The organism is Rickettsia japonica YH, from assembly GCF_000283595.1.
Lineage (GTDB): Bacteria > Pseudomonadota > Alphaproteobacteria > Rickettsiales > Rickettsiaceae > Rickettsia > Rickettsia rickettsii.
Window position 1 is genome coordinate 259,603 of record NC_016050.1, and the last position, 13,119, is coordinate 272,721.

Here is a 13,119-nt window from a genome sequence, read left to right on the forward strand (position 1 = left end):
GATATGTCCTCTCTTATTAAAGAAATTGAAGAAGCTTGGCAAATTAAGGACACACTTCTTCAAGATTTTTCAAAGCTTATAACATTAAAGCAAACTCTTAATGATAGTATAGAAAGCTTAAATCAAGGTACGATTCGTGTTTGTGAAAAGAAAGAAAATAGTTGGCAAGTTAATGAATGGGTAAAGAAAGCTATATTGCTATATTTTATCACTACGGAATCACAACTTTATAATAACAATTATAATAGTTGGTATGACAAAGTTGCTCCTAAATTTTCTGCAGATACTGATAAAAATACATTCAAAGAAGCAGCTATACGCACAGTGCCCGGAGCTGTTGTTAGAACAGGTACTTATATAGCTAAAAATGTTGTAATTATGCCTTCTTTCATTAATATAGGTGCTTATATAGATGAGGGAACAATGATTGATACATGGGCTACTATCGGCTCATGTGCTCAAATCGGTAAGAATTGCCATATTTCAGGCGGCACGGGAATAGGTGGGGTGCTTGAGCCGTTGCAAGCAAAGCCTGTTATCATTGAAGATAATTGTTTTATCGGTGCAAGATCGGAAATAGCAGAAGGTGTAATAGTAGAGGAAGGAGCAGTAATTAGTATGGGGGTGTTTATCAGTAGCTCTACAAAAATAGTATACAGAGATACAGGTGAAATTATTTACGGCAGAATTCCGGCTTATTCCGTTGTAGTTCCAGGAGTATTACCTGCTAAGGAAGCCGGTAAGCCTGGACTTTATTGCGTAGTTATCGTAAAACAAGTCGATAAAACTACTAGAGCTAAAGTAAGCATAAATGATTTACTGAGATAGATAGATCAATGTGAGCGTTCATGGGTTTTTCAATGTCACCCCGTGGCCTGACCACGGGGTCCAGAAAAAATAACTTCAATATTGTTACCTACACTACATGTTTAATAAAATAAACATATAAAAATAAATTTTTATATGTTTTACTGGATTCCGTGAATAAATCACGGGATGACAGAGAGGAATAATAAGCCGCTTAACACCAGTGAACGGTCACAGATCAATAATATCGCTGATTATACCATTAAGATATCCCTCTCTTTATTGTTGTTCTGAAATATCTGTTTGTTGAATTGCGTTATTATTTGGGTTTCCTAAGAAAGTATTGTATGCTATAAGCATTGCATCTCGTTGTTTTTGAGGATCACGTACAACACCAGCTGTATTATAATTAGCTAAAGCTCCATTATAATCTTCTTCTTCGCTCAATATCTCATCTATTTTAGAGTGGCAGCTAGCCTATAGTTTGAGTCACTTCTGCTTTGTCCGAGTACTTATTTAACCACTCTATGGCTTCTTTATAATATTGCTACTGGTTGATCGTGTTTAGGTTCTATATTTTTTATAGAAGATAGATAGTGATTTTGTATGAATAAATCACATATTTTAATTAAGGAACTATAGTAATCATTGGATTGAGACCATGTTGTAGATAACATTTCTTCAAATAATGATAATTCTTTAATTTGTAGGTTAATACATATCGGTCAGCTTGAATAACTGGTTTATTGTCTGTGAATTTCTCAATAGAGTCTAAAATTTGAAATATTACCCCTATAAGGTTATTAGCTTGTTTGTTTAATATGATAGCTTGAAATTCTGATAATTGTGCTAATCCTTCAAAACAAGAAAGAGTTTTTTCTATAGCCGGTATTGTATTGGAGAACTTGGTAAATATGGTTTAATATAATCCTCATAGTTAAAAAATTTTGAGTAGTTAAGAGGTGTATATACATTAAAGTCTTCAAAAATTGATTGGATAGTATTAATTATATATTATATATTTATCTGTATTTGTGTATGTAAATTTTCTATCAGACGGTCTTGTTCCTTTAGCAATGAACTTAGCTGCTTTATCTCTAAATTTTGTACTCCTTTTCTCTCTTCTAGGTGTTTTAGTTCTAGAGAGAGGTTTATTTTCCCATTTTGAGAAGTAGGTTTATAGAAAAATTTTATATCAGAGCATTCTAATATATCCTGGTTAATAGCAATGCTATTTTGTACATCTGCATAATGTTTTCATGATTATTTTCATTATGTTGTGTTATTACGCATATAACATTTCCTTTTAATTTTTTGTGTTCTTCTGTAGGAAAAATATTTTTAAAGTCTTCTATAATCCTGTTAAAGATACTAGGGGATTTTACGGTCTCTTCTTTTACTACTATGATAAATTTTAATTTATCGGTCATTTGAACTAGCTTTTGAATGAAAAATACATTGATTAACTCTTGCACTGTATCGGGTACTCCGTTAGAGCATTCCCAAAATACTTTTTCTGCAATTTCAAATTTTTTGGGATCATATATAGCCGGTTCATATTTATGCTGAATTTCCGGCCTTGTTTCAAAATCAAATAATTTATCAAATGTAAATTCTTCACCGTTTTCGATAATCTTAAGGTTGTTCTCAAGAGCATTTAAAAATGTGCTTTTCCCGCTATAAGGTAATCCTATTACTACTGTAGCTTCTGGTGTTTTTCCTGCTGGTATTAGTGAATAATTCACTTCAGTCAATGCATTTAGAATATTTGCTTTTAAAGAATCAAGAGCAGTTTCTGCTTCTGTGAAAGGTTTAATATCAATTTCTGTGGGAATTTTAAATTTCATATATAACCGCTAATCTATTCTTTAATATAAATTTTTATACTGTCGCTTTCGCCGCTATCGCTGATAGCTCTAATAATAAATTCACCGGCTTTTGCTTTCCATATTACTGCTTCGTTTGGTTTCGCGGTTGCTATTAATTCATTTTCCACAAACCAAAAAATATTGTTGGTTTTATTATCGCTAATCGCACTAAAAGTAATGTTATCACTATTTTTAATTGAATGTACGGAATTTTTTAACGGGTATATAATTTTAGGTTTTTGATGATGCCAATTTATCAATCTATTGCAATGGTTTGTAGGTATCGGTTTCGGTAATATATGTATTCCTGCTTTTTGATAAACCGAAAGCATATCTGTTGGCCATAAATTTACTGTTTTATATTCTGTTTGTCCTTTAATAAAGTTACAAGCAGGCATACCGGTTTTTAAATCTATCAACATTTTTCTATAAATACCGGATTGTTTTATCGGTGATTTGCCTTGAATGAATAAGGTTTCTGCTTTAACCGGACACATATCGTTATCGATATCTCCCGTATCTGCACAAACTTTTACTTTAGTAATATTTAGTGCATTAATTTTTGAAAGGATTAAATCCTCATCTTTATTTGGTCTAGCTATGGATTCGATAATATTAAAGAATAAAGGGGCTGCAGAAATATTACCCGTAAATGTTCCGTGAGTTTGCCCTTTGAAATCCCCAACCCAAACAGCAAGTACGTATTTCCCGAATATGCCGACGCTAAGTGCATCTCTAAATGAGCTGGAAGTACCTGTTTTCCAATAAATCGGTAAGTTATGCTTTGTATTATTATAGGTAATAGGACGAGTCGTATCTTTTATAATATCAAGTGTTAAATAGCTTGCCTCGGGGGATAGTAGTACGGTGTCTGCGTCATCCTTGTCCTCTCCTGTGTCATTCCCGCGAAAGCGGGAATCCAGTAAATCATATGAAATTTTTGTTCCAACATTTAGGTAATTTTTTATGGATTCCTGCTTTCGCAGGAATGACATAGTAGAATCCAATACTTTTCTAAGCGGTTTATAAGTACCGAAATTAGCAAGCATAGCATAAAGAGTAGTTAACTCTTCAAGAGTAATTTCTGCTGTGCCGAGTACTATAGATAAACCGTAATTTTCAGGTTTTCGTAAGCCTCTAATTTTTGCTTGTTGTAAGAACTCATAAAAATTCGGGTTTTTTAACTTAGACGCCAGAAATATTACAGGTACGTTACGGCTCTTTATTAACGATTCTCTAGCGCTTAAACCGCCTGCAAACCTACTATCAAAATTTTCTGGTTTATAATGATCGTAGTAAGTAGGTGTATCCTTTAGTAAAGTTAACGGATGTATTAGTGATTGATCAAAACTAAGTGCATAGACAAACGGTTTTAAAGCTGAGCCTGGAGATCTATGGCTTTTAGTGCCGTTAATCTGTCCACAAATATCGTTATTAAAAAACTCTCCGGAGCCAATACTTGCAAGCACTTCCATAGTAGTAAAATCAATAAGAATTACGGCGGCATTATTAATGCCATATTTTTTCCGATCATTAATATATAGCCGAACTTGTTTTTCTATAGTAGCTTGCAGATTTTTATCTATAGTAGTGCGTATAATAGGGCTATCATTATTTGCTAGTATGTCTAAAGTAAAATGCGGTGCAATAAAAGGCAGCTTTTTATTTTGATTAAATTTAACCGGCAAACTAATTAACTTATTATAAATAATATCTTGTGGGTGAATCGTGAGCCACTTGGTAAATAGATATTTACGTGCTTTAAAAATATTAATATCATTCCCGCCTCTTTTAAGCGGATTTTGTGGGATTACTGCAAGGTTTAGAATATCGATCAAATTTAAATCTTTTAGGTCACGATTGAAGTAAATATAACTGCCGGCTGCTATCCCTTCAATATTACTACCGTAAGGCACTAGATTTAGATAAGCTTCTAGGATTTCATCTTTTGAATAATGTAGCTCTACATGAATAGCTTTAATGATTTGATGGATTTTACCAAGAATAGTAGAAGAGTTTATTCCATATCTTAAACGTGCTACTTGCATTGTTATAGTAGAGCCGCCTATTTTACGATTATTCTGTAAATAAGTAGAATAAAAAGCTTTGGCTAAAGAAACGGGGTTAACGCCAAAATGCTCATAAAAATGCTTGTCTTCATATAATAGTACTGCTTCTATAAAACTTGCCGGTATTTCACGTATAGGAGTGAATATCCTATATTTATCGTCTTTAGAAAGCGAAATACGCATTAACTCGCCGTTTCGGTCAAATACTCTTTGTGAGAAACTTACGTCTTTAAGTAAAGGCGCAGGAGGAATAGCAAAATATAATATTATAATGCCACTGATTGTAATAAAAAGTAATTTGGTTTTGAGAGACAAAGTATATACCTTATAGTTTAATGTCATTCCCGCGTAGGCAAGAAAGCGCGGTTGCGTGGAACGATTTTTGCGTCATTGCGAGGAAAAACTGTAAGTTTCGACGAAGCAATATTGGAAAAATTCCTGAGATTGCCACGCTCACTAAAGTTTGCTTGCAATGACGACTTGGGTATTCATAACAATCATTATAAAGCATTTTAAAAATAATGAAAATTTTAATAATATCGCTTGCATGTATAGAAGTAATACTGTATCTTGTTCCACAAGATTTTAATAAATTAACTAAACTAAACGTTAACAATAAGCTTTACATTTCCTATAAATACTAAAATATCATATAAAATCCACGTTACTATCCTATTTTATAACTTATCAATATAAATTTTTTAACATAATATTTTTTATGTATCATTATCTTCAATAATAAAAAGTATTAATATTTTAAGTAATTGCTAAGATTTATTAAAGAGAAATTAGATATTATGAAAATATTAAATCTATAAATTCTAAACTTGCAAAATTATTCTTACTTAGCTGTGCTAATGCTGTAATCCTTACCGCTGTGACCGGGGAAGCAAGAGCAGATATAGAAATCTATGATATATTGAACCATACTGCTGACTACCAAATATTAACTCCTGCTCAAAAGCTTAATGTTATAAAAGGAATTCAGGACCGTATAGATTTTGGTGACCTTGTTGACGATCTTATGCCGGGGGAAAGCAGATTATTCAATAACGCAATAATAGAAGTCACTAGACTTCAAGCAGTTGCTCCTGTACTTAACGGTGCTAGAGAAAGAAGAGAAGCACGTGCAGCCGGTGTTGAAGTTGTTGATTTAACAGGTAATACAGCAGTAGAAACAGGACGTAACGAGCAAGAGATAGTTCTAGAAAATAGACTGCAAGTATTGGCAATCCTTGCTAAAGTTGAAGGGGCAAATGCTGTCAGTATTAACGATAAAATTAAAAAGGCTATACATTTGATAACATAGAAAATTTAAATACACCTTTGGAGCAGTTAAAATATATAGCTATGACAGGCGGTGTAGATGCTAATGACGATTTAAAAGTTGTAAATAATTATGTTGAAGCTCCTTTAACAACAGAAGCTTTTGAATATGTATTTTTTAGTACTAATATTACTGATCCTACTGTAAGAAGCATCGATATTAATGCTAAATACTCTGAATCAGGAAACAGCACTTTATTAAATAAGTTTAAAAGCGTAGCTACTCCAGAAGCAAAACATAAATTATTAGATCAATTTAAAAACTATGTTAATCAAAACTTAGTTGAGCTTGAGTCTAAACAATCTAGTATTCCCATAAGACAATCCGTAATGAAGTTAGCTGATCCTGCAATAGTAGTTAATTATTGAGAGCAGATGGCTAAATTAAAAGAAGCATATATTGATAACGGTAAAATTAAGATAGTGAATGAAAACGATAAGGTAGTTGATGAGCAAGGTCTAAAAAGTTATAACAAGATTTTAAAAGATGCCGGTTTAATAACTAAAGATTTGGATGGTAAGAAAATGCAGGCATTGATAAATAATTGCGATGCTTTAACAATGAGTGATCTGGTACTTGTCCTAAAAAAGACTGTAGGTGAAATAAGAATAGATAATGAGGGTCTAGTAGGTCTTGTAATATAGCACCTCAAGCAATGGCAGGAGTAGTACTGCCTCTTCCGCCTCTACCGGGTGGAGTAGCAGCTCCTCCTACGGCAGGTGTAGGTATAAGACTTGCAATAGCTAGGGATATAGCAAATCTAGATGCCATAGGTGATGAGGGAACTAAAATTAGCAGGTTATGAATCTAAAGGCAAAAGAAGATGCTACATTAAGAGGAAGAATAGCTGCACCGGCACTGGTTGTAGGCAGAGCAGTCGCAGAAGTTCTTGTAGCTCCGAATACTTTAGACAGAATATTTCATAATGAGATGTATTTAGCTAAAAATAATGGAAATTCCGGAAAGCTAGAAGTAAGAACATTAGGTGCAGAAACAGATTTAGGGATTACTATCAAAACACTTTTAACTTTAGAAGAAAGGAAAAGTTCACTTAAGTCTTTAGCATTATTTTCAGAAGCAAAGCCTGATAAAGCACAATTAATGATAAAAGCTGAGAATATTTGGAATAGACTAAAAGATGATGATGTAATAAAGCAAATTTCAAGGCAAGCTTTAACTTTAAATAATAAAATAGCCAACAAGGAATTTTTTAAAGAGCTATTTAATGAAGAAGAACATAATGCAATAGACCGTTAAACTATACTTTTGATAAATTACCGCTGGACTTACAAAATCATATTACGGCAAGACGTACTGAAATAAAAATAAAAGATAAACTACAAGATAAGAAAACAATTATATCAAGAATAGATTATATTGCTAAAAATGAAAATGTTTTAGGAATAAATTCTTTAAATAATGAAATAGAGATAAAATTTCCCGATGTACTAGATCTAGCTCTTAATAAAGGAGACGTACGCGATAATATAGCCCTTACTCCTAAAGCAAACGAAGTAAATACTCAAATAAATAATTGGATTAATAACAACATTGTTAATTTAACAGTGGAAAGTAATATAGATAGCGGCTAACATTTTTATAAAATAAAGCTGTACCGGCAACATTATCAAGAATTTATGAAACGGCAGTTGATACTAACGCTAGATTACTAAGAAAAGTTTTAGCCGATAATGCAGCTGGTTTATCTAAAGCTTCTAAAACCATTACAGAGAAAAATATAACAGACGCTGTACAAAATAATTTTAATGCAAAAATGAAAGTTTTAATACCTAATACTAAAGATTTCTCAAAAGAGGCAATTGTAAAATTTCTTAATATAATAAGTGATGAGAAAGTAGAAGTAGTATTAAAAGGAGTACAAGCAGTGAAAGCTGCTAATACCCCTGTTATTGCACCGGTAATAGTGGTAGCAGGTGGACTGCCACTACCTACGAGGGTAGGATATAATGGGCTTGGTATGGACGGTTTAGTCAGAAAGAGGAACAGTCTAAAGCCTATCGTAAATCTTTTTCCTAAAAAAAATGCTGTGGTTGCAGTGGCAGTAGCTTATATTGCTCCTACTTCTAAAATAGGGGACAAAATACGAAACCGTTGTTCAAGCTATAGCAGCTTCAGTTGATACGGATTTAAAAAGAGAGTTAGCAATAAAGACTCAAGGAAAGGAAAAACTAAAAGCATTAATTGTAGAAGAAGTTTTGGAGAAATATACAACTAAAAATGCAGATGCACTTGATGGTAATATAAATCAATTAGCTCAAGCTATAAAAGAAGGAACCAATATTGAGTTCATAGGTCTTAAAAGAGAAGTAGCAAGTGGTATAGATCAGGAAACAAGAAATCTATGTGTTAGAATGAATCAAGATGCAGGATTAATGCAGCAACTTAAAGTGAATAATTCTAGGTTAGCAGCAATTATAGAAGCGGCAGCTGTAAATGAAGCAGAAGTTGCTACAAGACATCCTGAGTCAGCAGCAGCACAAGCAGTAGCAAATGGGAGACGTAAGCTATGGTGGAGTAGTTGTAGTAGCTCCTGCTGTTGCTTCTGTGGCTCCTGTTGCACCATTGGTTTTACTGGCAGATCCTGAAGAGGATGCAGCAGAGGTAATAGCTGTTCCTGCAGTTGCAGTTCCATTAGCAACGGTACCGGTAGTTATTAATATGGAAGATGTAGGGGTAGTTCCGCCTCCGGTGGAAGAAGCTCCACATACTGGTGCAGAAATTATGATTGTTCAACGTATAAAGAGGATTGTTCCTGTGGAGGGCAATATTGAAGGCTTTGATGATAAAAATGATGATTTTAACATTGAAGAAGATTATGAAAATGATGATTATAATATAATACAGGCGCGAACAAAAGTAGAAGTATCTAGTAGTACAAATAAATCAGAATCTAAGGATTCTGAAGTTAGCCTTGAAAACTCGAAGCAAGAGGAAGCTAGACAAGAAGAGGAGGCAAAAGTAGTTGCTTCTATAAAGGAAGCCGCAGAAGCAAGCATTGCTGAAGTTGTAGAAATGCAAAATGCAGTAAAACAAGAAGAAGAAATGATTGGAGCAATATATAATCCGATTCATGATATCACTCAAATGAGCTGTAATATTTCGCATAGAATGTTCTCTAGTGCTGCAGTTGCTGCGGGTGATGAAGATGAAAAAGTGTTAGATAAAAGCCTTTGTATTGCAGGTACTTACGGTACTAATACGCGAAAAGGTTTTGCCGGTTATAAAGGTCATGCTTCGGGCGGTTATAGGTTTTGATATTGGTGCTGATAACTACAAAGATTTAGTCGGTATTGCTTATACTAAATTGGATTCAAAGTTTAAATCTAACGGTAGCAGGTCAAATACTAATATCGATAGCCATATCGTAACTTTATACGGACAAAAAGAATTACTGAAAAACTTTATGATACAAGCTATGTTTGCTTACAATCATAATATAGTAAAGAGTAAAATCAACCGTTTAGGTACTATTGCAACCGGTAAATATAAGCATTATAATTATAACTTTGAAACTGTATTAAGTTATAATCATCTTATGAATGGTGATATTACGCTTACTCCAAATCTTGGTATAAGATACGGCCACTCTAAAGACGATACATATCAAGAAAGTGATGTAGGTATTCAGCATTTGAGTATTGCTTCTAAAAAGCAGCATTTATAGAGCGGTATTTTAGGCAGTAAGGTAGCTTTAGCACCGCAGAAAATAGCTGAAGGTTTCAGTGTTACGCCTGCACTTCAAGCATCTGTAGAACATTACTTTAATGATAATAGTAAAAAACTTAATGCTAAAGTAAAATGGAAAGATAGAGAAGTTAATGAAACTATCGCATTACCGAAGCAACCTAAAGTCGCTTATAATATCGGTGCTAGCGTTTTAACTGAAAAAGATAATGTAAGCGTATTACTTGACTATAACTGTCATTTACACAAGAAGTATCAAAGCCATCAAGGCTTTGTGAAGTTGAAAGTGAAGTTATAACAGCCAAAATCGTCATTGCAAGAAAAAATTGTAAATTTTGACGAAGCAATCCAGTAAAAAATGCTAATTTATAGCATTTTTTTTATTTTTTGTGGATTGCTACGCAGCCTACGGCTGCTCGCAATGACGATTATGGACCCACGCTAGCAATGCACTCCCAAAAGTCGTAAATAATTATTACTCGTCTCTTACTACTAACACTGATATATCTGAATGACGGACGATTTTAGAAGCATTAGGTCCAAGCATATAATCTTTTAATTGTAGTCTGACTGCAGAGATTATTATTAAATCGGCTTTAATTTCATTAGAGTGCTTAATTATTTCATCATAAACGGCACCGCTACCTATATAATAATCTGTTTCAATTTCATCGGGAATATATTGTTTGATCAGCTCTTTAATTTGAGCTTTATACTTTTCTTTTTTCTCCGTTCTCCAATGTTTAGGTAAATAATCTTCAAACATTTTCGTACCGAATTCAGGAATTACATACATAAAATGTAATTTTGCTTGAAAGTTCGTCGCAAGCATTAAAGCCTTAGAAAGAATACCTTTTATAGATTTTTTATCATTTAAATCTATAGGTATCAGTATATTTTTAAATATAGTATTTTCAGACATAATATATTGTTAGTTTTTGTTTCTTACTGAATCATGTTTTGGTAGAACAAAATTTTTAGTATCAGCGAAATAGTTAATGTCCAGGTTATTTAATAAGTAATTAGAAAGTTTAAAATTTGCTACGTTTCTATGAAAAGCTCCGATAAATTTATCTAAAATATCACGATTCGCCTCATCTCTAGTTACTAGGATTGCCGATACTTTTACTGTAGTTTGATCATTGGTAATCCCTGGATATAAGCCCTTATGAAGTATGGCTTTATGAAAAGCTCTATTTTGTTTTATTAATTCCGTTATTTTATCATTGTCAATAGAAATGAAATCAATTTCACACTTATTAGCTATTAAATTTACTAAGGGGTTAGAATGTCCAACCATCATTATTATAGCATCTATTTCCTTATTACAGAATTGATCACTAGAATCTTCATAATTCATGTGTAGTTCTTCAGGTTCCTTAGCAAATTTATATAAAGAACGTACGACATCATAAGTAATATGACTACTGGAAAATGTCGGACCATTAGTTATTTTTTTTCCGTCAATATCAGCAAAAACTTTTATTTTATCCTCATCTTTTACAATAACCGTAAAAAACTCATCATGTAGATTAAGCACCTGACGTAAATTTTGCATTTTTTCTTGATCGTGATAATAACCTATGCCCTCATATGCTTCTACTGCAATATTAGCTTGCACTAGGGCTAAATCAATTTTGCCTTGTTGTAATAATTTTAAATTTTCTATACTACCGTTTGTTGCAACAACTTCGCATTTAATAGGTTCATTATTTTTATCGTCATTTGTAATAGTCTTGCATAAATCAAGGCCAATAGCATAATATCCTTTTAAAATAGAGCCGGTACCGATTTTAATGACTTTTGGAGCAGCATAAATATTACTGCAAATAAGAAATATGCTAATAATAGTCGCTAGTTTAAAATTGTTCATAAAACGAATTTGAATTATTTGCGGTATTTTGGGTCTTCTTTATGTTCACCAAGTTTTAGTTCTAATAAATTAATAGAACCGATATTTATTCCTTTGTCTGAAAACTCAATATCAAACTTAGCTTTTTCTATATTGTTGTAAGCCGAATTTGCATTATTTTGCTCTGTATTTAATTGCGCGTCGGAAGCTTTATTAATTGCTTTAGCAATAATTGTTTTAATTATTTTCTTAGAAAAAATAATATTATTCGGTAATAATTTATCAACTATGGAATTATAATTTTCCAGCTCAAAATATAGTTTTCCTTTCGGTAATTTATTGGCAAAGAGTTGTAAATCACCGTTTAAATTAACTTTAGAATCATTATCACAAGTAAAAATAAATCTTTCTATATTTAAATTTTGTAAAATAGCTGAATCTTCTCCGTCTTCAGCAAATTTTAAAGAAGCAGCAATATCTAAATTAGCATTTTTAAAATTCACAATATCTTTTTCTGAATAATAATTCATGTTTAAAAATAAGGATATATTTGCTAAATTCTGTTTTCTTATAAGAAATGCTAAATCATTAATTTTAAAGATTTCTTGATTATCTTTAAATATCAATAATACTTTATTATTTAACTGAATTGATTTTAATAGTTCTTTTAAATTATCATCTTTTGATATTTTATATAAAGGTTTATTAAATTTTCCTATACCCTTTATGTCATCATCGCTGCGTACATCATAGGTAAATGTTTTGTCGCCGTAATTATCGACTTCTCTAATAAAAGGACCGAAATTAAGAGCGGCTCTTTTAGTACTAAAAGCTATATTTAGGACAATATTTTCGCATGTAAATTCTTTAGAATTTACATGATCAATTAATTTTACTTTAGGATCCGTTACGGTAATTTTCCAATTAAAAGGATAGCCTGAAAACTTAACTGCATTATAAGATATTTTAAGATTATCGGATTCAGAATTCTTCATTAAACTTACAACGTTATTTTTTATAGTATATGCAGTTGCAAACCATATTATAGTAAAGGCTAAAAACACAAAAAGAAGTATTTTACGTATCACTTTTTTAATCCATTATAATTTTATATTACGAGTAGCAGCAGGAAGGCGTACTTTTATGCCGTCTAATTCTTCGGTTAAAATAATTTGACATCCCAATCTAGAAGTATCGGTAAGACCAAAGGCTAAGTCAAGCATATCTTCCTCTGCTTCCATAGGTTTTTTTAATTTGTTGTAAAATTCTTCTTCTAAAATAACGTGACAAGTAGCACAAGCCAGCGATCCTTCACAAGCTCCCTCAAGGTCTAGATCGTTACTATGGGCAATTTCTAAAATAGAAAGCCCTATCGGTGCTTCTACTGTTTTTTCTTCTCCATCATTTATAATAAATGTTACTTTTATTTTTCCTGACATTCTTCTTATTTTTCCTTATCTAAATTAGTTCGATTATATATAATATTTATAT

General features: G+C 32.2%; 15 protein-coding genes and 2 pseudogenes. 10 read left to right on the forward strand and 7 right to left on the reverse strand.

What is annotated here, in order from left to right; all coding sequences use genetic code 11:
- The first annotated feature begins 3 nt into the window (after positions 1–3).
- Positions 4–828: a 2,3,4,5-tetrahydropyridine-2,6-dicarboxylate N-succinyltransferase gene (gene dapD, locus RJP_RS01325; protein WP_024704459.1), complete on the forward strand. Its 825-nt coding sequence runs from the start codon at positions 4–6 to the stop codon at positions 826–828.
- Positions 829–1,086: 258 nt separating this feature from the next.
- Here the strand turns inward: dapD and RJP_RS10165 are convergent, their stop codons facing one another.
- From RJP_RS10165 to pbpC, 3 genes are all read right to left on the reverse strand, one after another.
- On the reverse strand, positions 1,087–1,254 hold the full coding sequence (locus RJP_RS10165) for a hypothetical protein (protein WP_162098696.1): 168 nt from the start codon (positions 1,252–1,254) through the stop codon (positions 1,087–1,089).
- A 758-nt stretch (positions 1,255–2,012) separates the two neighbouring features.
- Entirely contained in the window at positions 2,013–2,282 is a 270-nt protein-coding gene (locus tag RJP_RS11225) for a hypothetical protein (RefSeq protein ID WP_024704494.1), read from the reverse strand.
- A 386-nt stretch (positions 2,283–2,668) separates the two neighbouring features.
- Positions 2,669–5,059 (reverse strand): penicillin-binding protein 1C, encoded by a 2,391-nt coding sequence (pbpC, locus tag RJP_RS01340; RefSeq protein ID WP_024704460.1) that lies wholly within the window; start codon positions 5,057–5,059, stop codon positions 2,669–2,671.
- Positions 5,060–5,621: 562 nt separating this feature from the next.
- On the opposite strand from pbpC, the gene RJP_RS01345 reads away from it, so the two are divergent.
- The 9 genes and pseudogenes from RJP_RS01345 (at position 5,622) to RJP_RS10205 (ending at position 9,756) form a co-directional block, all read left to right on the forward strand.
- Positions 5,622–6,053 carry a hypothetical protein gene (locus RJP_RS01345; RefSeq protein ID WP_024704461.1) on the forward strand — a complete coding sequence of 144 codons (432 nt, stop codon included), beginning with the start codon at positions 5,622–5,624 and terminating at the stop codon, positions 6,051–6,053.
- Positions 6,054–6,070: 17 nt separating this feature from the next.
- Positions 6,071–6,439 carry a hypothetical protein gene (locus RJP_RS10175; RefSeq protein ID WP_225981177.1) on the forward strand — a complete coding sequence of 123 codons (369 nt, stop codon included), beginning with the start codon at positions 6,071–6,073 and terminating at the stop codon, positions 6,437–6,439.
- Positions 6,440–6,445: 6 nt separating this feature from the next.
- Positions 6,446–6,715: a hypothetical protein gene (locus RJP_RS01355; protein ID WP_024704462.1), complete on the forward strand. Its 270-nt coding sequence runs from the start codon at positions 6,446–6,448 to the stop codon at positions 6,713–6,715.
- Positions 6,716–6,726: 11 nt separating this feature from the next.
- Positions 6,727–6,997: pseudogene (locus tag RJP_RS11230) on the forward strand (hypothetical protein).
- Positions 6,998–7,001: 4 nt separating this feature from the next.
- Complete coding sequence (locus RJP_RS10185) at positions 7,002–7,328, forward strand: hypothetical protein (RefSeq protein ID WP_037215252.1); 327 nt, start codon at positions 7,002–7,004, stop codon at positions 7,326–7,328.
- Between the two features lie 517 nt (positions 7,329–7,845).
- Positions 7,846–8,211, forward strand: a complete 366-nt coding sequence (locus tag RJP_RS10190) for a hypothetical protein (RefSeq protein WP_037215253.1) — start codon at positions 7,846–7,848, stop codon at positions 8,209–8,211.
- Positions 8,212–8,287: 76 nt separating this feature from the next.
- Entirely contained in the window at positions 8,288–8,677 is a 390-nt protein-coding gene (locus RJP_RS10195) for a hypothetical protein (protein ID WP_225981180.1), read from the forward strand.
- On the forward strand, positions 8,583–9,347 hold the full coding sequence (locus tag RJP_RS10200; protein ID WP_225981181.1) for an autotransporter outer membrane beta-barrel domain-containing protein: 765 nt from the start codon (positions 8,583–8,585) through the stop codon (positions 9,345–9,347). Before RJP_RS10195 ends, RJP_RS10200 begins: the two co-directional genes overlap by 95 nt.
- The gene (locus tag RJP_RS10205) at positions 9,322–9,756 is read left to right on the forward strand and encodes an autotransporter outer membrane beta-barrel domain-containing protein (protein ID WP_225981182.1); all 435 of its coding nucleotides are present in this window, start codon (positions 9,322–9,324) and stop codon (positions 9,754–9,756) included. Before RJP_RS10200 ends, RJP_RS10205 begins: the two co-directional genes overlap by 26 nt.
- Positions 9,757–10,251: 495 nt before the next feature.
- On the opposite strand, the gene RJP_RS01385 is transcribed toward RJP_RS10205, so the two are convergent.
- The 4 genes and pseudogenes from RJP_RS01385 to RJP_RS01400 form a co-directional block, all read right to left on the reverse strand.
- Positions 10,252–10,698, reverse strand: coding sequence for a universal stress protein (locus tag RJP_RS01385; RefSeq protein ID WP_012736528.1), 447 nt, complete (start codon positions 10,696–10,698; stop codon positions 10,252–10,254).
- Positions 10,699–10,707: 9 nt separating this feature from the next.
- The gene (locus RJP_RS01390) at positions 10,708–11,649 is read right to left on the reverse strand and encodes a TAXI family TRAP transporter solute-binding subunit (RefSeq protein WP_014120574.1); all 942 of its coding nucleotides are present in this window, start codon (positions 11,647–11,649) and stop codon (positions 10,708–10,710) included.
- Positions 11,636–12,716: pseudogene (locus RJP_RS01395) on the reverse strand (RP198 family tick cell line-upregulated protein). The gene RJP_RS01390 and the pseudogene RJP_RS01395 overlap by 14 nt, the downstream one beginning before the upstream one ends.
- A 12-nt stretch (positions 12,717–12,728) precedes the next feature.
- Positions 12,729–13,067, reverse strand: a complete 339-nt coding sequence (locus RJP_RS01400) for a ferredoxin family 2Fe-2S iron-sulfur cluster binding protein (protein ID WP_014013966.1) — start codon at positions 13,065–13,067, stop codon at positions 12,729–12,731.
- Positions 13,068–13,119 lie beyond the last annotated feature (52 nt).